Below are 20,591 nucleotides of genomic sequence, written 5' to 3' on the forward strand. Positions count from 1 at the left end.
AATCCACGGAGACAAAGTGACTCACTTTGCCTCCGTGAGATAGACAAACCTCGGTTTATAGACCGACTTGCATTAACTCAGTTCAATGCTTCGAGACACACCCGACTCCGCGGCAAAATCTTGGTCATGACTGATAAGAACAAAGCCTCCTCGATACGCGCTTAGCGCCTGAGCGAGCATGATTTTCGAATCCAAATCGAGGTGATTATCTGGCTCATCCAAGAGCAACAAAGGCTGAGTTGGTTGATGGCTAACAATCAGCATCGCAAGCTTCATTTTCTCGCCGCCACTCAATACGCTGCCCAAACGAAAGACACTGTCTCGGCGAAAGCCAATGCCTGCTAGTAATGTTCTGGCATCGCTTTCTTTCATCCCCTCACAATGTTGCATTAGGTTTTCCAACATGGAGAGTTCAGGCTGTATCGCACCAAAGTGTTGGTCGAGATAATAAAGCTGCGTATTGATTTGAAGCTCACCACTTTGCAGTAAGAACTCCCCCAAGAGTGTTTTCAGTAAAGTCGATTTACCGCATCCGTTTTTGCCCAACAAATGCAATTTATCATCCGCATGAACTTGCGCAGTGATGGGTTGAGCCGACCCAAATGGCAACACACCTTCTAAGAGCGACACGACTTTTCGCGAGCGACTTTGACTGTCTGCCAAATACAGTTTTTGCCCTTTGATTTGCTCTTTGCGCACTCGCAAGCTTTGCTCTTTCTCTTGCAGGTGCGCTTGACGAAGTTGCTCGTTTTTATTACGACTAGCGGCTCGGGCTGTGGCTTTATCCTTCATACCATCCAGTAAGATTTTCGGCTGGCTGCCATCCTTTCTCAGCTTGTTCCCTTGAGCCGCCCTTTGTTCTGCTCTCTCCCGATTGCGCTGAGCTTGTTCTTCCAATTGCTTTTTTTGTTTATCGACAGCAGCTAATTGACGCTCAACCGCTTGCAGTTCGGTGCGCTTTTGCTCGGCATACACGTCGTAATTACCACCAAACACTTGTAAGCCCAAACCGGATAGTTCCCAGATTTCCTCCATCTCGCGCAACAATTCTCGGTCGTGACTTATAAGCAGAATCGCGCCTGAGAAGCTGCGCATCGAATTAATCAACCACTGCTTGGCATGTGTATCAAGATGGTTCGACGGTTCATCAAGGATCAGCAATTCCACTTCGCTGTCGAACAACTGCCACAGTTGCAAACGCGCTAACTGTCCGCCACTTAATTGCGAGCACGGGAAGTCTGGCTGTGGCGGCAAGCCCATGGTTTCTAACTGCTTAGCAAGTTGGATGGGCAAATCCCATTGTTCACCCACCACCTCAAACAAATGCTCAGAGCAATCGCCCGTTTCGATCTGCTTGAGTGCGCTTAGCACTTTGTCCTTTGCTAAAAACTGGGCAATCGACAGCTCTCCCCCCAACAAGTGAGATGGTTGCTGGCGATACACCGCAAAGGACCTTGGTAAGGTGACTGTACCGCTGGTTGAGGTTTGCTCACCGCTGAGTATCGATGCAAACACCGATTTTCCGACACCGTTACGTCCGACTAACCCAACACGACGTTTGGTCACTGAACATGAGATTTGCTGAAACAACGTTTCGCCGTTACCAAATTGATGACTGATATTGTAAGCCTGTAAGACTGGCATAATTTGCCTCCTGTATGACAGGGACAACAGCCGTAGCTTGAGATAAATCTAGAGATGAGATCGATGCAAATACACGCGTGCATAGAAGCGCTTCAAATAGAAAAATGGTAATTGCAAAGAAATATCGGAAAGTGAGCTACGCCTACTAACCCTGTAAATCCAAAAAATAAAATGAGAGTTGGATGACAGGTTTAGTTGTTCATGTTGGCGTAATCTCCTAAAGAAGTGATGGGCAAAGTCTAAAGGTTTTCTTGTATAAAAAGCAAGCGACTTCTGTCACAAGCCGCTTTCAGACCGAGAGCTCGTTTGGGGGCCCTAGCTTACAAAGGCACAAACCTAGGACTGTGCTTCAAAGTAAATTGCAGGTTTGATATCAACCAAAGGCGTACCATCTAAGCAGTCCAAACCACGCACTTTAATTGCTCCCTCGCCGATAGACTCAATCGGTAATACCGCCGCACCAATAGGGTTTGGTCTGTTCGGCGAACGTAAAGCAAATGTGCCCTTCTTTCCTTGCATCATTTCAGGTTGGCGGTTAGCACCAGAAAGCCAATACAGAACCAGTATTTTCTGCCCGACTTCAAGCCCTACGAGCCCTTGGTAATACTGAGATTTAAGTTGAATTTCACACACAGGTCCATCTTGTGGCTGAATGTTATTTGGGCACTGAGAAACCTCAGTATATGGCGTACGAATTTGCCCAATAAACTCAAGTTGTGGGGTTTGAATTGTGTTCATATCAACCTCTATTTTTGTTCTGACTTCATCGCTGAAAAAGCGTAAATGGAAATGGTGACCAAGATGATTGAACCGCCAAGAATGCTTGCCATTGCAGGAATTTCATCAAAGAAGATTAATGCCCAAAGTGGTGCTAGCACGGTTTCAATCATCAGAATCATGCCAACTTCAGGTGCAGTGATGTAACGAGTCGCAACTTGTGAAAGCACACGCCCAAACGGCGCAGTAAACAGCCCCATCAAGCCCATAATCAGCCAAGTGTTCGCGCTGTAAGTTGAAGGCGTTGCCCAAAACAGCATTGCCATCGCTAAGAACAGCCCACCAAAACCAACGCTTGCCATGCGGCTTACGTGCTGATGCTTACGCAATTGCACCTGGTTGAGCGACAAACACACCACAGCAAACACTGCTAAGCCATCGCCAATCCAGTTACCCGATTTAAAAGAACCAGAGACCACAATCGCAATACCTACCATCACAGCAACAATCGCAATCCACGTCGAACGCTGGGTCACTTCACCCAAAAACCACCAGCTAAACAATGCAGCCAAAGCTGGTGCTGCACTCAGAATCACAAAGGTATTCGCAACCGTGGTGAGCTTAATGCTCATCACCAAACCAGCGGCACTGCCGAGCATCAATAAGCCAGACAACAAGACATGCCAGCCGCTCTCTTTCACCGCTCGAACCAGACCGCGCTCATCGCGAAGCTGGATAAATATTGGCATCGAAATCGCGGTAAACAAGCCAAATAGAAATGCGGTATCCACCCCACTCACGCCCGAGAAACGAATAAAAATTGGGTCTAGGCTCATCAGCAGTGCACCAACCAAGGTAATCATCACCCCGGCAAAGCGAGCCCCTTTGGCGTTTAGATTGTTCATAAATGCCGTTGTCATCGTCTTTCTCCTCAAGAAACAAATCATACTTGCCAGTATGATTTTCTAATTTCAGAGTTGTGTCAACAAAAATCATACCGTATAGTATGATTGTCAAATCAAGAGAATCTGAGCATGAGCAAGATCGAGCAAAACCGAGAGAAGAAACGCCGAGCTATTTTGGAAGCCGCGAAAGAGAACTTCTTGTCCGAGGGATATGTATTAGCGAACATGGATAAAATCTCTGCCCAAGCAGGTATGACAAAGCAAACCGTGTATCGTTACTTCCCATCTAAAGCAGCGCTATTTGAAGCAACATTGCGCCAGATAGGTGAAAACATGGATGGTGGCTTCATTACTCACCTACAAAAGGATGACCTGCGAGAAGCGTTGAACTCATTTGGTGAACACTTCGTTTCTTTCCACCTTTCTGATGAGCACTTGGCGACCTTCCGCCTGTTGATTGCAGAAAGTGCCAAAGCGCCCGAGATCACGACGATCTTCCGCGAAGTCGGTCCGGACGATACCGATGCTAAGCTCACTCAGTTCTTCCAAGATCGTTTCGATATTAAGGAACCAGAAACACAGATTCGCCTCTGGACAGGCATGCTACTGTCGATTCGCTCTGGCGTTTTAATGGGAATGGAAAAGCCAACGCAAGCTGAGATTAAGAAGCACGTGCAAGAAGTGACTGAGTTTTTGTTGGCAGCGATCGAGCATCAGAAGTGAACTAAAATCCATTACTCGCCGTAATACCCAAAGAGTGAAAACACCAATGGGAAACGGCTATGAATCTTTTGATTGAATCGGTCGAGGGTGGTATCTACCTCGCTTACAATGTAGAAAACCATACAAAGTCATTGATATTGAACGAGCACAAAAGCCCGCTCAAATTTGCCAGCCTTTGCGAGGCAAGGGACCATTTTCGAGGAGAAGGATACTCCTCTGCAAAACTGGTTCACCTCAACGCATCCGACGAAATGTGTGGAGAAAGAATACGCTGTGACATGCCATTAGAGATTGAATTGAGCTGGTATTAGTACCGGCTCTTTTTTCGCCCTCCCCTCAGCTTCCTCTCGCTCTTAGGTTGGTGATAATTTGCCAAAACTTTGAGCTATTTCGGGATCTTATCAACACATTTTTTGTTAAAGGCGTACTATGCTATTGGTAGTGTATTCCACAAGAGGGCGTGGTTATGAAATACAAACATATCCTAGTCGCACTGGAACTGTCTGATGAGAGTACTGTGTTGATTGACCGAGCGGTATCTATGGCGAGTTATCTCGGTGCCGAGATTTCTTTTATTCATATCGATGGTACTCATGGCGAAATTTATCGTGAGCTTGTCGATATTAAAGCAAACCCAGACCAAAGACCGTTGAATGAACATTCAATGGAGTGCTTGAAGTCCTTTAGCGATTACATGGAGCAACCATTGAAGCACTTCTTCGTAGGCACTGGTGATTTAGCGGACAAACTGGAAGTGACTATCAAAGAACAAGAAGTTGATCTGCTGATTTGTGGTCACCATCAAGACTTCTGGAGCAAGATCATTTCTTACTCAAGACATCTGATCAACAAGTCTCCGGTTGATATTCTAGTTGTACCAATTCACGAATAGCGTGAATGAACCATCCCAAAAGCCGCCAACGATGGGCGGCTTTTTTGAGTTTCTTGTTGGCTCAATTAAGGCTCTATTTCACCAATCGAATACAGCACCAACTCTTGTGGGTTATTCCCTTCCCCTAACGAGTGAATGTCTTCCCCTTCTTGTTTGAGCTCATTAATCAGTTTGAGCGCTTTATCTTGCTTCACACCAATAATGGTCGGCATTTCAGAGGCAGAGACACCAAAACGCGTTGCAATTAGCAAGTTTTTCACTTTGGTTTTATCCGATTCAAACATGACATGACCTCTTTAATTTCAATTATCTAAGCATAGCGAATCGCGATGAGAAAGCACCATGCCAACTTGAATAGGTAACGGATTTTCCTAAGGGCTAGACAAACAAGGAAAGTAAAAGCTTAGTTACTGAAAACGCGGTCAAAATAACTGAGTGGCGCCACCTTGGTATTGGCTCTTCGTTGCCACTTGCTGCTGTTCGCCACCAGCCACTTTTGTTCTGAGTTGGCTAAAATCGCTTGGCTCACTCTGGCTTCTCGCAACTCATGTTCCATCGCAAAAGCATGAGTATCACCTTTAGTGCTACCAAGATTGATCTGCGCGGAATGAAGTTCGGCGATTTCGGTTACACCTGCGCAACCGATAATGCCAATATCTGCGGAAAACTGAGCGAAAAAGTGCTCCGCCGCACCATCTACTACATCGCGGTCATTGGTACGAATACGCCCACCCGGAATCCAAGTTTCAATGTTCTCAAAATGAGAAAGAATGTGCGCCGCTTCGAAGTTATTCGTCACCACGCGAAGCTCACTGTGGTGGACTAAACGCTCTGCAATCAATGCGATGGTAGTACCGATACCCAAAAACAAAGTCGCGCCGTTCGGGATGGCTTTGACCACTTCATCTGCAATGATCTGCTTTTCTTGTTGATTGGTGACTTGGCGAGAAGCATAGCTGCGATTACTCAAGGTAGCAGGCAATCCGACACCACCATGATGGCGTCGGGTCAGTCCTAATTGGCAAAGCTGATTAATGTCACGTCGAATGGTTTGCGTCGTGACTTCGAAGCGCTGAGCAAGTTCTTCTATCGCACAATATTCTTGCTGATGAACCAGTTCAATGATGCTTTGCTGACGGACGTTGAGGTTATTCATTCAATGCTGCTTCTCGTCTGACTGCAGTCGCTTCAACTTTATAACTCTGTGGTGTGTCTGTGATCATCATGTCCACACCCCACAGCCAATGCGCTTCAACTAATTGAGGGAAGTTCGGTGTATAACAAAATAGTTGGTAGCCAAACTGCTTGATTTGCTTAGCCTGCGATTCGGTCAGGAAACGGTAATCACAATGCACGCTGTAAGCATCAATGTGTTGTAGCACGATAGCAAAATCATCAGGAATCTCTTGCCACAACTGTCCTCTTCTCACTTCTGGCAGATAGTTTCTCATCGTCACCAAAGCTTCCGTATTAAAGCTAGAAAACAGAATCATGTCCGTATCCACATCCAAGCGCTCAATTACCTGTGCCACCTTTTCACACAACAAATCAATTTCATCGCCTGAGTAGATCTTCAATTCAATATTGAGCTTCACGCCAGCCTTTGCGGTGAATTCAAGCGTCTCTTCTAAGCTCGGGATATGCTCGCCAGCGAAGTCATCTCCGAACCATAAGCCAGCATCAAGTAACCTTAGCTCGTGCCAAGTCAGCTCTTTCACTTTACCGCGACCATTTGTGCAGCGGTTTACGGTTTTGTCATGGATAACCACAGGGATGTTGTCTGCGCAGAGTTGAACGTCAATTTCAATCCATTCACAGCCAAACTCAATAGCGCGTTGCATTGCCGATAAGGTGTTTTCTGGAGCCAAACTGGATAAGCCACGGTGTGCCGTTATTGTCATTTTTTATTCCGTCTTTTTCATTTGTTTTCAAATGAACTATCTCAGCCCTCAATGACGGTTTAATTACAAGATCGTGACGAAAATAATGCTCAAATAAGTTCATTTTTCTGTAACTAGAACGTCATTTGGCTCATTTAATGTTCATTTGAATTTTTTGAAGTGGATTCATTATCAAAATGAAAACCTGCAAGGGAACAACCTGTTCAAATCATCTATGAAAAGGAATCATTATGGCTATTAAACACCTCGCCGGACTTGCAATTGCAGCGGCATTCATCAGCACGCAAGCACAAGCAAAAACAGAGGTTGAGTGGTGGCACGCAATGGGTGGCGCACTAGGTAAAAAGGTCAACGAAATTGCCGCAGACTTTAACGCAAGCCAATCAGAATACGAGATCAAGCCAGTTTACAAAGGCAGCTACGCAGAAACCATGACCAGTGCAATCGCCGCATTCAGAGCGAAAGAGCAACCAGCTATCGTGCAAGTGTTCGAAGTGGGCACGGCGACAATGATGGGGGCAGATAAAGCGATTTATCCCGTTTATCAATTGATGAAAGACACCAAAGAGTCGTTTAATCCAGATGATTATCTTGCGGCAGTAACGGGTTACTACACCACCAATGAAGGCAACATGCTTTCACTGCCATTCAACAGCTCCACTCCTGTGCTTTATTACAACAAAGACATGTTTAAGAAGGCAGGCGTAGTAAATCCACCTAAGACGTGGAAAGAGATGGAAGAAGTGTCTCGTAAACTACTGGCGTCTGGTGCGAAATGTGGTTTCAGCACAACCTGGCAATCATGGACTCAAATCGAAAACTTTGGTGCGCGTAACAACGTTCCTGTTGCCAATAACAACAACGGCTTTGCTGGCTTAGACACAAAATTCAAGTTCAATGACTCAGCGTTCGTGCATCATATCGAACAGATGGGTAAATGGTCGAAAGAAGGCATCTTTAAGTACGGTGGTCGTCAGTCTGATGGTATGCCACTGTTTTACACCCAAGAGTGTGCAATGACCATGGGCTCTTCCGCAGGTCTGGCGGGCATCAAAGAGAACATGAAAGGCATTGATATCGGCGTAGCACAATTGCCATACGATTCAGAGCTAGTATCTAAGCCACAAAACACCATTATCGGAGGAGCCTCTCTTTGGGTGCTTCGTGGTCACTCAAGCGAAGAATACAAAGGCGTGGCGAAGTTTTTCTCTTACCTTTCAAGCCCTGAAGTTCAAGCAGATTGGCACCAATTCACTGGTTACTTACCAATCACTAAAGCGGCTTATGAGCTAACGAAAGAGCAAGGCTTCTACACTAAGAACCCAGGCACCGACACAGCCGTTCTGCAAATGACATCGACAAAGCCAACGGAAAACTCGAAAGGCATTCGCTTTGGTAACTTCCTGCAAACTCGCGACATTATCAACGAAGAGCTGGAAGCGGTTTGGGCAGGAAAAGCAACAGCACAAGCTGCGCTAAATAATGCGGTTCGTCGTGGTGACGAGCAGCTACGTCGCTTTGAGCGCACACAGAAGTAACGAACCTTAATAACGAACAATGATGCACCGAGTCTTATTCAAGTAGGTACTCAGAGATGCACTCTCCCCGCCCATCATGGGTGGGGAATTCGTTTACACACCTTGCCTGTTTTATTTTGGTATTTGTATGTCCTCACCTGTTGTTTTTAAACACAAATGGCTTCCGGTTGCGCTGATTGCGCCTCAGTTGGTGATCACCTTGGTGTTCTTCATCTGGCCGGCAGGACAAGCCATTTTCCAATCTTCACAACTTGAAGATGCTTTCGGTATGAGCCGTGAGTTTGTGGGTTTAGAGAACTTTGAAACACTCTTCCATGATCCACTTTACCTAGATTCGTTAATGACCACGCTGCAATTTAGCATCAGCGTTGCGGTGCTTGCTCTGGTCAGTGCGCTGATCCTTTCCGCTTTTGCCGAGCAAATCATCCGTGGCGCGACCATGTATCGCACTTTCTTGATTTGGCCTTATGCGGTGGCTCCGGTTGTCGCAGGTTCACTATGGCTATTTCTATTCGATCCAACCATCGGTGTGATGACCGAACTGTTGAATCTGTTTGGCGTAGACTGGAATCCAACGCTCAATGGCACCCATGCTATGTGGATGGTGATCATCACCTCGACATGGAAGCAAATCAGCTACAACTTTCTGTTCTTCCTTGCGGCGCTTCAATCAGTACCCAAGTCTCTGCACGAAGCCGCGGCCATTGACGGCAGTGGTCCAATCAAACGCTTTATCACCATTAGCTTCCCGCTGATTTCACCAACCAGTTTCTTTTTGTTGGTCGTGAACTTCGTTTACGCGTTCTTCGATACCTTCGCCATCATCCATGCGATGACACAAGGCGGTCCGAGTAACAGCACTTCCACCTTGGTTTATAAAGTCTATAACGATGGTTTTATTGGTCTGGACTTAGGCTCATCAGCAGCGCAATCCGTCATCCTGATGATCTTGGTGGCTTCCCTAACCGTGATTCAATTTAAGTATGTTGAGAAGAAGGTGGCGTACTAATGGTAGAAAGAAGACCGTTTTTTAATCTGTTTTGTCATGTCATTTTAATTCTTGGCATTATTTCGATTGCGCTTCCCGTTTGGATTGCGATCGTAGCAACCACACATGAGAACAGCGCGTTCGCTACTGGTACGCCGCTGTGGTTTGGCGATTTGGGCTTTAGCGTTTTCACTGACTTGTTGAGTAACGACACCCAATACAACAACAATACTTTGCCAATTGGCAACATGCTGCTGAACTCCTTCATCATGGCGATGTGCATTACCATCGGCAAGTTGAGCATTTCCATTCTGTCAGCGTATGCAGTGGTGTTCTTCCGTTTTCCGGGACGAATGCTGGCGTTCTGGATGATCTTCTTCACACTTATGTTACCAGTAGAAGTGCGCATCATGCCGACATTTGAGGTGATTACGAACCTCAACATGCTGAACTCATTTTACGGCTTAACCATTCCATTGATCGCCAGTGCAACGGCTACTTTCTTGTTCCGTCAGTTCTTCTTAACGGTACCAAATGAGTTGGTGGAAGCAGCGCGAATTGATGGCGCAGGACCAATCAAGTTCTTCTTCGATATCTTGTTGCCTCTATCTCGCACCAACATCGCCGCACTGTTCGTCATCACCTTCATTTACGGCTGGAACCAATATTTGTGGCCGCTTTTGATCACCACAGACGTGCAGTACTACACCATCGTGATGGGCATTAAACAGATGCTTGGAGTGGTTGATGGCGTGATCGAATGGAACAAAATTATGGCCACCACCATTATCGCCATGTTGCCACCCGTGATTGTGGTAATTGCAATGCAAAAAGCCTTTGTTAAAGGTCTGGTAGATTCGGAGAAATAAATGTCCACGTTAACTCTTTCTAATATCGCTAAATGTTATCCGAACGGCTATCAGGCGATCCAAAAACTTAATCTCAATATCTGCGACGGCGAAATGGTCGTGTTGGTTGGCCCGAGTGGTTGCGGTAAATCCACCTTACTTCGCATGATTGCAGGGCTAGAGGAAATCAGCTCAGGAGAGCTTAAGATCGACACCACAACCGTCAACGATCTCGAACCTGGCGAGCGAGACATTGCCATGGTATTCCAGAACTACGCCTTGTACCCACACATGACGGTGTACAACAACATGGCTTACGGTCTGCGCAACCGCAGAACACCGAAAGCGGAAATCGAACGATTGGTTCACGAAGCGGCAAAGATGCTGGAGTTGGATCACCTACTCGACCGCAAACCAGGACAGCTTTCTGGCGGACAACGTCAACGTGTGGCGATGGGGCGCGCAATTGTACGTGAACCAAAGGTGTTTCTGTTTGACGAGCCATTGTCCAATCTAGACGCCAAACTGCGTGTTCAAATGCGTTTGGAAATCAAGAAGCTTCAGCGTCGCCTCGGGACGACATCGGTTTACGTTACCCACGACCAAGTTGAAGCAATGACGCTGGCGGACAAACTTGTTGTTTTGAACAAAGGTAATGTCGAACAAGTTGGCACACCGCTAGAGATATACGACAACCCTGCATCTTTGTTCGTCGCGACCTTTATTGGTTCACCATCCATGAACATCTTAGATGGCAATGTTAGCGTTGACGGCATCACTATCGGTGACGCGCTGCTTCCTGTCTCCACAGCAAACTTGGCTCTTGGCGAAATAAAGCTAGGACTTCGTCCAGAGCATTTACAAATCAGCCAAGATAACCCATGGTTGCAAGTAGAAGTCGAATTGATTGAATCGCTCGGTGCCGATCTGTTGCTTTACTGCCGCACAGAAGGTGGTGACTCACAAAAGCTTGTTGTTCGTGTAGAGGGACATACGCCAATTCAAATTGGCGACAAGCTTGGTCTAGACATAAAGCCAAAACATGTTCATCTATTTGATGCCAACACAGAAAAGCGTATCGAGAGTACACTGGCTTCCGCGGTATCACTGCAAGGCGTCAGTGACGAAACTCAAGCAATCAACCCTAGAGTAAACAAGCAAGGAGTGGTGAATGCCTAACCCGTTATCAGAGCTCAAGTTAGAGAGTCTGAAACAGATCGAATGGCTGCTAACCGACGTGGATGACACATTGACTTGGCAAGGCAAGCTGCCACCTGAAACACTCATTGCGTTAGCCGAGCTAGAGCATGTGGGCGTAAAAGTGGTGGCAGTAACAGGCGCATGTGCCGGTTGGTGTGACCAAATGGCAAAGATGTGGTCACTGCATGGTGTGATTGGTGAAAATGGCGCGTTTTGGATGAGAAAAGACGCGGCAGGATTCCACACCACCTTTGCTCGCCCAGCCGAAGCAATGCGCAAAGAACAACGCGCATTACAAGAAAGTATTACCGGCATTTTGGCAGGCTATCCCAATGTCGAGTTCAGCCAAGATCAGAGTTTTCGCTACTGTGACGTTGCGGTGAACATAGCGCAAGATAGAACGCCTGTTTCCCCTTCCACGACAATGGAAATTCTTAACCACATTATGAATTTGAATGTGGAGTCTAATCCCGTCAATGCAACATTGAGTTCGATTCACATCAATGCTTGGGTCGGTAGTCACAGCAAGCGTACAAGTGGTGAAGCGTACATTAGGCAGTTCAATAACGGCGAATTACCGAGCTTAGAGCGCATCACGTATGTGGGAGATTCACTCAATGATGAAGGCATGTTTGAGTGGTTGCCAATGACCTTTGGCGTGAACAACATTCGCCCTTTATTAGCGAAACTGAACCATCAACCTAACTATGTCACACAAGAGAACGGCGGCTACGGGTTTGCTCAATTGGCAAGCTTGATCATTCACGCAAAAAGCCTGTAATTCAACAGCATGTCCATTCGCCCTTCCGCTTTTCTTAAGTCGGTGAATGGACATTATTTTTGTCTCTGATACATAAAATCTCTATTTATCATTCGCAATTATCGTTTTGTTATCTACCAAAAACGTTCAAAAAACTCTCGTTACTAATTTGCTCTCAATCCCTTGCTATATATGGCGTTTTTTCATTTCTTACTACTTACCATGCTCAGAACGAAGCAATCCGCAACAAAAATTGATTGTTGTCCTAACTAATTATTTTTGTTTGTCGCATTCAAAAGCAGCCCATATTATCCGCAGCACAAGGGATGACATTCCTTACGCTCTTTAACAATCAAATGCCGTACTTCTTCATCTGACAACTTTCCTACTGATGTAAAAATTCCCTTTTGATTCCCATTTTCAAATTTTTACAACCACTGCGCAGAGCATTTAAAGCTGTGTTCTGCATTACAGTCTATTCATGTAGGAAATCATCGTGGATAAATATCAAGCTGCATACGCTAAGCGTCTAGAAAAACTGAAGGGCAATCGTTCGCCAAAAACTATTGCACGTATTTCGGCGTGGGATGCATTTTTTAACAAAGAATACGAGATGCAAGATCTAGAGTCTCAAATGGCAGACTCTGCTCGTCATCACTATGAGCAATCTGACGTTAAAAATGAAATCAGCTTTGGTTCATTCAAACGCGCATTCTATAAAGAATCGATCGTGATTTATGACCTAACCGATGGCGCTTCAATTCAGAAAGTGTTCACTCCGTTACTTGTGCTAACAACAGCATGGGTACTGTTCGTGTGTTTTACCCAGTAATTGAATAACCGAATTAAATAAGCAATAGATAAACTATTGGCAGGGTGTTTATTACCTTTGTTCAATACAAACAGTTGAGAGTTTAAGGATGAAAGGAAGAAACATTGCGGCATTTGCCATTGTGGTGGCAGCATTTGCGTTTGGTTATGGCTTTAAATCCTATCAAGAAGCGAATGGTGTCATTTACCCAACCTTTAAGAAGGAGTTTAATCTCTGATGCCTAAGATTACCCTTCTGCTACTCGCAACGACTGTCGGTATTGGCGTTACCGGTGCTGCATTCTGTGTTGGCATTACGTATGCGTTCACACAACTGCCAATCGAACAAATTCTATCGAGCTTATAAAAAAGTAGAGCACTTCGGTGCTCTACTTTTTTGCTGTTTGAGACTCAATATTTGAGTTGAGAAACGAAAAGCGCAATCAGAACTCTTTATTCATCTTCTGTAAGCAAGCAAACAAGATCGCTTGATGCTCAGGTTCGATATTGCGCGTTAAGTCTTGAACCAAATCTAAATGCAGCTGATTGTGATGACGGTGAATCTCTTCACCCGCTGGCGTAAGCTTTACTACGATAGCGCGACGATCTTCTGGATGCGGACAGCGCTCAATAAGCTCCGCTTTCACCAGTTTCTCAATTTGAACCGTTAACGTGCCTGTCGTAATCCCAAGCTTTTCCGCCAGTTCTTTCATACGCAACGCACCATGCCCACCCAGTACTTCAATCGTGTGGATTTGAGCCAGTGAGTAACCCGTGCCTTTTACTACAGATTGCTCCCAAGAAGACATTTTGTCATAGAACTCGGTAAGCGTTTGATTCAGCTTTTCTAATTCGCGCATCACTCAGTCGTTTGAACTTCCAAAGTTAGGTGGTGAATCTTATCAAATTTACTCAATAATTGCTTAAATTCATCCAGCGTTTTGTTGCTATGATTTTTAAGCGCGATAGCCGCAGAATAATGATGACCACTCACCTTCCAGATGTGTAAATCAACAATCTCGGCATAAGGAGTAAGTGTTTCAGTAATCTCATCTCGGTATGACTTGCTGATGCTCTCATCCAACAAGACTGGTGCGGTTTGTTTCATTAAACCCAAGGTCCACTTACCAATCACAACGGCACCAACAATCCCCATCATGGCATCTAACCAAACCCAGCCGTAAAACTTACCGACAATCAACGCGACAATCGCAAGTAGAGAGGTCAGCGTATCCGCTAACACGTGGAAGTACGCAGCAGTTAGGTTGTGGTCGTGATGATGTTCGTGCTCATGATCGTGAGAATGGTGATCATGATGGTCATGCCCATGATGATGGTGATCTTGCAGAAGCAGCATGCTCGCAAGGTTCACCACTAAACCAATCACCGCCACCATAATAGCTTCGTTAAACTGAATGCTTTCTGGGTTGAAGAGACGATGAATCGACTCGACCATCATCATCAATGCCACAATCCCCAACGCAATGGCACTGGTAAAACCGCCGAGCACACTCACCTTACCCGTACCAAATGAGAAGCGGTCATTATGGGCATTTTGTTTCGCGTAGCGGTAAGCAAACAAGGTGATACAAAATGCCGCTGCGTGTGTACCCATATGCCAACCATCTGCGAGCAATGCCATTGAACCAAACATGGTCCCTGCAGCAATCTCCACCACCATGGTGGTCACGGTTAGGATCAATACGTAGAGCGTGCGTTTTTCACCCTTTTGGTTGTGAGAAACGAAATCATGTGAATGTTGCGATACAGCCATTGCGACACTTACCTTCCAATTTTAGTTTGATTATCAAATTATTTGATTTTAATTTAGTTTGACTATCAAACAATGTCAACCTAGGAAGGGAATTTGATCAAAGGGAAGTTTTAAAAAGAGTCTTACTCAGTATAAAAAACACAAACGAGCTAAAGCACTTATACCCAAGTGACTTCAAGATGCAGGATTCAGAGCGTTGTCATTGATTCGAGTTCAAGGAAAACAACACAGCGTAATAGCCAGCTCTTTCCAAGTTGTTTGACGCAGCAATCGGGTCAATGACACGCTCCCAAAGGGCGAGCTGCCTTGGCTTGTATACTTTGTTGCCGATTCTTGATTTAGACCCACTAAACCTTTAAATCGCCGCCGCGTCTACAAACCAAGTCAGTCTCGCTGAACCTAGCATCTCGAGGTTACTTGGGTATAGGTTCACCAGAGAAGCCTAAGTGATTTTGCAGAAAGTGATGTTTTTAAGTTGAGCGAGAGAACTAGCGTTCAGCTAATCGACGGGTATCTTCATCGATGATCGCTCGAAGCGCTTTGGTCAGATCATCAAAGTCCGTGTGCTTTTTGCCGTATTCCAGATTAAAGGCGTAATTGAAATCGGCAGGGTTATCACCTTGAGTGTGCTGCAGAATGGTTTCCAATTTATCCAACGCTTTGGTGAGTCGAGCTTCTGCGGTAGTAGCACTGTCGTATTCCAACCATAGCTCCAGCAGATCCTTTTGCAGAGAAGCGTCTAACGGAGCGATGAGTTGCTTCAAATCCGCCAGTTCTAGTGCGCTTTTATCCAGCCCATCGTGTTGCTCCAACGCCGAAATGTCACCGCTGACCGCTTCTGCCAAGTCATGAACAACACAGAGTTTTAGCACTTTCAAGCTATCCAAATGTGGATAATGTTCTGCTACCAGCATGGCAAGTAAGCATAATCGCCACGTGTGCTCAGCAGTACTTTCATGGCGACCAGAAGACGTCCATGCGGTGCGTAAGGTGCTTTTGAGCTGCTCAGCCTCGCGCAAAAAAGTAAGAATGCCAGGTAGCTTGTCGATCATATCAGTGCTCATGTTTCAATGTTTTCAAGAAGAGTAACGGATCGGGCTGAATCGGAAAAGCACAAACGACAGGGAGAAAACAGGAAGTGATTAGAAACATAGAAGAAGACTCAGACACTCATATTGAGAATGCCTGAGCCTATAGATCACGCCAATTCGCAAGAAAACAGTTTGGCTTCAAAGTGCTCATCAATGCTGTCTGCAATCAGTTCAATTCGGCTTTCAGCACAGTCATCCAACTCCACTTCCTGTAGCCCATCTGGCGTTAGGTTGTAGCCATAAATGCCATCACCAGTAATAAACACCGCTTTCATGCGCTCCACTTCCAGCTCAACCAACAGAGGAATCAGCTTGCGGCGATCGAACACTTTCTCAGGTGAAAAGCGCCAACCGACACTCTGGAAACCTTCGCCTGAATTGGTCGCTTTGAGCATACCACTCTCAGGCATTGGCATGTCTGAAGCCAAAGGCTTGTCACTCGCATGATGGTGGTGATGCGGGGGATGTTCATGAATGGTGGTCTCACCTTCAAATTCGGCAAACGGAATCACACCATGCTGAGCAAAAACCACTTTGGTATTTGGGCGCCCAACTTGCGCCACGTAAGCTTCTAGCTTCTGGGTGTCTCCCTCTTGATACAAATCGAGCTTGTTACCCACCACTGTATCGGCAATCGCAATTTGTTGGTTGAACGTGTCATGCTGTGTATAGCGCTCATCCGCAAGCTTACGCGCGTCGACCAAAGTGATGTTCTTTTGTAGCGAAAGCACTTGGCGATAATGATCTGTCGACAACACTTGCAGCACTTCTTTCGGGTGGCCAAGCCCAGTAGGCTCAATCAGCAGACGGTCTGGCTTTGCTTCATTAAGCAGTTGGTTTAAGGCGATTTGCATTGGCAACCCCGCCGCGCAGCACATGCAGCCGCCGGGTACTTCGCGAATAAACACTTGTTGCTCTTCGCTTTGTTGCCCCTGAACCAAGCTACCATCAACGCCGATTTCACCAAACTCATTCACTAATACCGCCCAGCGCTCGTTCTCTGGCTTATTCGCCATTAAATTCAAAATCGCTGAGGTCTTTCCTACACCAAGAAACCCCGTAATGATGTTGGTAGGAACACCAAGTATGGGTTGGCTCTCAGAGCTCATTGGCAATTCTCCTGTAACCTTGCACCAGTTCGTGGTTTGCTGAAACCACAGACTCTGAAAACGCCGAGTACTCAGGTGGCACTTTCGAGATGCTATTCAAATCAAAGTCAGCACCAATATTCGTCATTGGCGGAACATGGAAATTCTCTGGCAAGTCTAGACCATCTACCACACAGTTATGGCGAATAACACAACCCTTCCCAATCACAGCATTAAACACCACCGAGTTAAAACCAATGAACACATCATCGCTAACTTCACACGGACCATGAATAATTGATCGGTGTGCAATGGAAGAGCGCTCACCAATGGTCACGGCAGCGCCTGCCTTTGAGTGAATGACCACGCCATCTTGAATGTTGGTATCACGCTTGATGACAATGGCTTCCATATCGCCTTGCTCGTTCACCTCATCAGCACGAATCACCGCGTAAGGACCAATAAAAACGTTATCTTCAATGATCACTTTGCCACAGATGATTGCCGTCGGATCGATGAAGGCTGTTTCCGACACTTCGGGCATGTGACCTGTGGGATTTCTTCTTAACATATTGAATTCTCTTTATTTGGTGCCGAAAAGACACTCAAGTTACGACAACTATACTTCTACAAATAAAGCTCGAGGAAAGCGGATAAATGTAAGCTTTCGAAAATAAACTGAGCTTTCAAATAATCTAAGTTTTTGAAAAACGTGAGTCTTAGCGATCAAATACCAATCGCATAGCATGTGCTGCCTGCTCATCGACTTGTTGGTCGACATACACCAACCCACCGTTGACCCAAGTTTTCTTGATTTGTGAGGAGAACTGATGGCCAGCAAAAGGCGACCAACCACAGTGGTACAAGCTATTGTCATTGGTGACTAAGGTCGGCATTTTTGTATCCACCAGCACCAAATCAGCGAAATACCCTTCACGGATAAAGCCACGTTGCTCAATACCGTAGCGGATGGCTGGGTTATGTGCCGTCTTTTGAACCACTTGCTCCATCGTCATATGTCCGCGAGCGACTTGATCAAATAAAGACAATAGTGCGTGCTGTACCAAAGGTAACCCCGCTGGCGCTTGTTCGTAAGGCACCTGTTTTTCTTCCCACGTGTGGGGGGCGTGGTCTGTCGCGATAATGTCAATTTGACCTGTATTAAGTGCTTTTAGAATAGCCTCACGGTCACTTGGGTATTTCACCGCTGGGTTACATTTGATTTGGTTACCACGCTCTGCGTAATCTTCATTGCTAAACCACAGGTGATGAACGCAAGCTTCAGCGGTAATGTTTTTGTTCTCGATTGGACCTGCATCAAACAGTGCTAACTCTTTTGCCGTTGTGATGTGCAGAACATGCAACTGACTGTTGTACTTCTTAGCCAGTTCTACCGCATAAGAAGAGGACGCATAACACGCTTCGTCATCACGCAGTATCGGATGATCTTCAATGGTGAATTCCGACTTCTCTTTGAGTAGTCGCTGTTTGTTTTGCGCAATCACAGGTCCACTTTCACAGTGCGTTACGATGAGCACTGGTGAATCACGGAAAATTTCCTCCAAGGCTTGAGGTGCTTCCACCAACAAATCCCCCGTCGAAGCCCCCATAAACACTTTCACGCCACAATGTCTCTTTGGATCAAGCTGTTTGATTTGCTCAAGGTTGTCTTCGGTCGCACCAAGATAGAAAGAGTAGTTCGCGAGGGAGCTCTGCTCGGCAATGGAGAATTTGCTTTCTAACGCTTCGATGGTCGTCGTGGCAGGGTTTACGTTCGGCATTTCCATATAGCTTGTGATACCACCTGCAACCGCTGCACGGGATTCTGTTGCAATCGAACCTTTGTGCGTTAAACCCGGCTCACGAAAGTGTACTTGGTCGTCTATCATACCGGGGATTAGATGACACCCTTTAGCATCAATCACCGTGTCTTCCGGTTTTGAGGCGATATCGGTCGAGATAGCTTCAATTCGCTGATCGACAATTCGTAAATCGGTCTCGGTAATGGTTCCTTCGTTGACGACAAGGGCGTTTTTAATCAGTGTTGCAGGCATAGCGGTTCAGAACTCCTTGCTGATGATGCTAATAATGGGAAAGGATAAACGTCGTAAAGTGGCAGTGATGAAGACGACAATAAGTGGACACTCAAAAACACTTACTGGGATTTCGCACAGTCATCACAAACACAATTGATCTCTAGTTGAGGGCTGACAACGGTGAAGCCTTCTTCTTTTGCATGGGATTGCAGACCGTGAATCAAGTTTGGGTCGATGGTTTGCTCGCTAATTTTGTTGCATTTGGAGCAGATGAGAAATTGAGGAACGCCATGTTCGTGTTCGCAGAGGATATGGGAGCAGACGATGTATTTATTAGAAACTTTAAGCTTGTGAGCCAAGTGCTCACCTTCAAGAAAATCCAAGATTCGATACACCGACATTGCCTGAATATTTTGTTCAAAATGGGCTTTGCAATAATCCACCAACTCATAAGCTGACAAGGCTCTATCGGCATGGACCAACGCTTTCAACACCAGTTTTCTCTTGGAAGTTAATTGCTTTCCTTGAGCTTTAAAGCTCACCTCTACATGCTTAATAATGGCGTCAATATCGCTCACTTTCACCTCACACAAGACACACGCTACCTTATAATAATTTAGGTTATTGTTATGTTATAACATAAAAAATAGATTCATCAAGGTAAGGTCAAAGTGAACGCGACTTGGGTATACGCATTAGATCCGTTACTCTAATTAGTTCGTATCCAAATCAGAATAATCGAAACGGATGGCTAGGATGGAACATGTTGGCTCTCGAGCGTTGATTGTAGAAGGCGGCGCGATGCGTGGGGTGTTCTCCTGCGGCATACTCGATCACTTTATGGCACAAGATTTCTCCCCTTTTGACAGCTTTTGGGGTGTCTCGGCGGGCGCAAGTAACTTAGCGGCTTACCTTGCTAAAATGCCGGGCAGAAACCTCAAAATCTATCTCGACTACAGTCTACGAAAAGAATTTATCTCCCCCACTCAACTCGTACGCGGTGGCGATATGATGGATTTAGATTGGATGTGGGACGTCACGCTTAAAGAGTTGGGCATTGATCGAGCCGTACTCTCTGCCGATCCTCGACCATTCTTTTTAGGTGTCACACGACAAGACAACGGACAACCAGAATACCTAACACCTTCCGTAGAAATGTTGGCGGAAACCATGAAAGCCAGCAGCGCCTTACCAATCATGTACCGCAATGGTGTGCCATTAGATGGCGTAAGGTATGTGGATGGTGGTGTAGCGGATGCAATCCCTATTGCCGAAGCCATCAAACGCGGTGCAACCAAAATCATGGTGCTACGAAGCCGCCCTGCCAGCTATCGCAAATCCAAGCCTAAGTTTGAAAAGCTAACTTCACGTTTACTGAAAGATCATCCAGCGTTAATCGAGCCAATGCTCACGCGCCATATTCGTTACAACCAGAGTCTGGAACTGATAGAGAACCCGCCAGTTGGCGTTGAGATCATCCAAATCTGTCCACCAGAAGGCTTTAAGTTAAAGCGTTTAAGCCGCTCGCCAGAACCTTTACGTCAAGCTTATGAGCTGGGTGTGGAATGTGGTCCACAAGCCATTGAGCGCTGGGAGCAAAGCTAAACAGAGTACAAAAAAGCTCACTGCCCTCGTGAAAGACAAAAAAAGCCACACCCAATTGGTGTGGCTGATGC

General features: G+C 45.9%; 25 protein-coding genes. 12 read left to right on the plus strand and 13 right to left on the minus strand.

All coding sequences use genetic code 11. The features are described from left to right. Positions 1–72: 72 nt before the first annotated feature. The 3 genes from J4N44_RS24415 to J4N44_RS24425 all read right to left on the minus strand — a co-directional run bounded on the left by J4N44_RS24415 (position 73) and on the right by J4N44_RS24425 (position 3,281). Positions 73–1,644, minus strand: a complete 1,572-nt coding sequence (locus J4N44_RS24415; RefSeq protein WP_252045338.1) for an ABC-F family ATP-binding cassette domain-containing protein — start codon at positions 1,642–1,644, stop codon at positions 73–75. Between the two features lie 336 nt (positions 1,645–1,980). Beyond that, positions 1,981–2,382, minus strand: coding sequence for an SAM-dependent methyltransferase (locus J4N44_RS24420; RefSeq protein ID WP_050924052.1), 402 nt, complete (start codon positions 2,380–2,382; stop codon positions 1,981–1,983). 8 nt (positions 2,383–2,390) lie between these two features. Next, on the minus strand, positions 2,391–3,281 hold the full coding sequence (locus J4N44_RS24425) for a DMT family transporter (RefSeq protein WP_047513983.1): 891 nt from the start codon (positions 3,279–3,281) through the stop codon (positions 2,391–2,393). A 114-nt stretch (positions 3,282–3,395) separates the two neighbouring features. Between J4N44_RS24425 and J4N44_RS24430 the strand changes: the two genes are divergently transcribed. From J4N44_RS24430 to J4N44_RS24440, 3 genes are all read left to right on the plus strand, one after another. After that, entirely contained in the window at positions 3,396–3,989 is a 594-nt protein-coding gene (locus J4N44_RS24430) for a TetR/AcrR family transcriptional regulator (protein WP_252045339.1), read from the plus strand. A 59-nt stretch (positions 3,990–4,048) separates the two neighbouring features. Further along, a complete protein-coding gene (locus tag J4N44_RS24435) occupies positions 4,049–4,300 on the plus strand; it encodes a DUF6482 family protein (RefSeq protein WP_033005935.1) in 252 nt (83 codons plus the stop codon). Between the two features lie 155 nt (positions 4,301–4,455). Then, a complete protein-coding gene (locus J4N44_RS24440) occupies positions 4,456–4,881 on the plus strand; it encodes a universal stress protein (RefSeq protein WP_005439056.1) in 426 nt (141 codons plus the stop codon). 65 nt (positions 4,882–4,946) lie between these two features. Here the strand turns inward: J4N44_RS24440 and J4N44_RS24445 are convergent, their stop codons facing one another. From J4N44_RS24445 to J4N44_RS24455, 3 genes are all read right to left on the minus strand, one after another. Then, positions 4,947–5,165, minus strand: a complete 219-nt coding sequence (locus J4N44_RS24445) for a hypothetical protein (protein WP_009703435.1) — start codon at positions 5,163–5,165, stop codon at positions 4,947–4,949. Positions 5,166–5,284: 119 nt separating this feature from the next. Beyond that, positions 5,285–6,037 (minus strand): DeoR/GlpR family DNA-binding transcription regulator, encoded by a 753-nt coding sequence (locus J4N44_RS24450; protein WP_005452636.1) that lies wholly within the window; start codon positions 6,035–6,037, stop codon positions 5,285–5,287. Next, a complete protein-coding gene (locus tag J4N44_RS24455; RefSeq protein WP_045486555.1) occupies positions 6,030–6,782 on the minus strand; it encodes a glycerophosphoryl diester phosphodiesterase in 753 nt (250 codons plus the stop codon). Before J4N44_RS24455 ends, J4N44_RS24450 begins: the two co-directional genes overlap by 8 nt. A gap of 230 nt (positions 6,783–7,012) precedes the next feature. Here J4N44_RS24455 and ugpB point away from each other — a divergent pair, with 230 nt between their 5' ends. From ugpB to J4N44_RS28175, 8 genes are all read left to right on the plus strand, one after another. Beyond that, on the plus strand, positions 7,013–8,320 hold the full coding sequence (ugpB, locus tag J4N44_RS24460) for a sn-glycerol-3-phosphate ABC transporter substrate-binding protein UgpB (protein WP_252045340.1): 1,308 nt from the start codon (positions 7,013–7,015) through the stop codon (positions 8,318–8,320). 127 nt (positions 8,321–8,447) lie between these two features. Beyond that, positions 8,448–9,329 carry a sn-glycerol-3-phosphate ABC transporter permease UgpA gene (gene ugpA, locus J4N44_RS24465; RefSeq protein WP_005452642.1) on the plus strand — a complete coding sequence of 294 codons (882 nt, stop codon included), beginning with the start codon at positions 8,448–8,450 and terminating at the stop codon, positions 9,327–9,329. Beyond that, positions 9,329–10,177: a sn-glycerol-3-phosphate ABC transporter permease UgpE gene (gene ugpE, locus J4N44_RS24470; RefSeq protein WP_009697068.1), complete on the plus strand. Its 849-nt coding sequence runs from the start codon at positions 9,329–9,331 to the stop codon at positions 10,175–10,177. The genes ugpA and ugpE overlap by 1 nt, the downstream gene beginning before the upstream one ends. Beyond that, positions 10,178–11,335, plus strand: a complete 1,158-nt coding sequence (locus tag J4N44_RS24475; protein WP_050908611.1) for a sn-glycerol-3-phosphate import ATP-binding protein UgpC — start codon at positions 10,178–10,180, stop codon at positions 11,333–11,335. It abuts the gene before it with no gap. Beyond that, positions 11,328–12,137: an HAD-IIB family hydrolase gene (locus J4N44_RS24480; protein ID WP_252045341.1), complete on the plus strand. Its 810-nt coding sequence runs from the start codon at positions 11,328–11,330 to the stop codon at positions 12,135–12,137. The genes J4N44_RS24475 and J4N44_RS24480 overlap by 8 nt, the downstream gene beginning before the upstream one ends. Positions 12,138–12,612: 475 nt before the next feature. Next, positions 12,613–12,948 carry a hypothetical protein gene (locus tag J4N44_RS24485; protein ID WP_005452650.1) on the plus strand — a complete coding sequence of 112 codons (336 nt, stop codon included), beginning with the start codon at positions 12,613–12,615 and terminating at the stop codon, positions 12,946–12,948. A gap of 88 nt (positions 12,949–13,036) precedes the next feature. Beyond that, entirely contained in the window at positions 13,037–13,165 is a 129-nt protein-coding gene (locus tag J4N44_RS28170) for a hypothetical protein (RefSeq protein ID WP_005426337.1), read from the plus strand. Next, complete coding sequence (locus J4N44_RS28175) at positions 13,165–13,293, plus strand: hypothetical protein (RefSeq protein WP_005452653.1); 129 nt, start codon at positions 13,165–13,167, stop codon at positions 13,291–13,293. Before J4N44_RS28170 ends, J4N44_RS28175 begins: the two co-directional genes overlap by 1 nt. 76 nt (positions 13,294–13,369) lie before the next feature. Here the strand turns inward: J4N44_RS28175 and J4N44_RS24490 are convergent, their stop codons facing one another. From J4N44_RS24490 to J4N44_RS24520, 7 genes are all read right to left on the minus strand, one after another. Then, positions 13,370–13,786, minus strand: coding sequence for a MarR family winged helix-turn-helix transcriptional regulator (locus tag J4N44_RS24490; RefSeq protein ID WP_009697065.1), 417 nt, complete (start codon positions 13,784–13,786; stop codon positions 13,370–13,372). Further along, positions 13,786–14,700 (minus strand): CDF family Co(II)/Ni(II) efflux transporter DmeF, encoded by a 915-nt coding sequence (dmeF, locus tag J4N44_RS24495; RefSeq protein WP_045486539.1) that lies wholly within the window; start codon positions 14,698–14,700, stop codon positions 13,786–13,788. The genes J4N44_RS24490 and dmeF overlap by 1 nt, the downstream gene beginning before the upstream one ends. Positions 14,701–15,188: 488 nt before the next feature. After that, the gene (locus J4N44_RS24500; protein ID WP_005452659.1) at positions 15,189–15,752 is read right to left on the minus strand and encodes an HD domain-containing protein; all 564 of its coding nucleotides are present in this window, start codon (positions 15,750–15,752) and stop codon (positions 15,189–15,191) included. Positions 15,753–15,898: 146 nt separating this feature from the next. Continuing rightward, positions 15,899–16,900, minus strand: coding sequence for a CobW family GTP-binding protein (locus J4N44_RS24505; RefSeq protein ID WP_252045342.1), 1,002 nt, complete (start codon positions 16,898–16,900; stop codon positions 15,899–15,901). Then, positions 16,890–17,450, minus strand: a complete 561-nt coding sequence (locus tag J4N44_RS24510) for an LbetaH domain-containing protein (RefSeq protein WP_005426373.1) — start codon at positions 17,448–17,450, stop codon at positions 16,890–16,892. Before J4N44_RS24510 ends, J4N44_RS24505 begins: the two co-directional genes overlap by 11 nt. A gap of 148 nt (positions 17,451–17,598) precedes the next feature. Further along, on the minus strand, positions 17,599–18,933 hold the full coding sequence (locus J4N44_RS24515) for a dihydroorotase (RefSeq protein WP_252045343.1): 1,335 nt from the start codon (positions 18,931–18,933) through the stop codon (positions 17,599–17,601). A gap of 101 nt (positions 18,934–19,034) precedes the next feature. Next, positions 19,035–19,493, minus strand: coding sequence for a Fur family transcriptional regulator (locus J4N44_RS24520; protein WP_252045344.1), 459 nt, complete (start codon positions 19,491–19,493; stop codon positions 19,035–19,037). Positions 19,494–19,671: 178 nt separating this feature from the next. Between J4N44_RS24520 and J4N44_RS24525 the strand changes: the two genes are divergently transcribed. Further along, positions 19,672–20,520, plus strand: a complete 849-nt coding sequence (locus J4N44_RS24525) for a patatin-like phospholipase family protein (protein WP_005452674.1) — start codon at positions 19,672–19,674, stop codon at positions 20,518–20,520. The last annotated feature ends 71 nt before the right edge of the window (positions 20,521–20,591 follow it).

Origin of the sequence: Vibrio sp. SCSIO 43155, from assembly GCF_023716605.1 — a bacterium.
In the GTDB taxonomy this organism is placed as follows: domain Bacteria; phylum Pseudomonadota; class Gammaproteobacteria; order Enterobacterales; family Vibrionaceae; genus Vibrio; species Vibrio harveyi.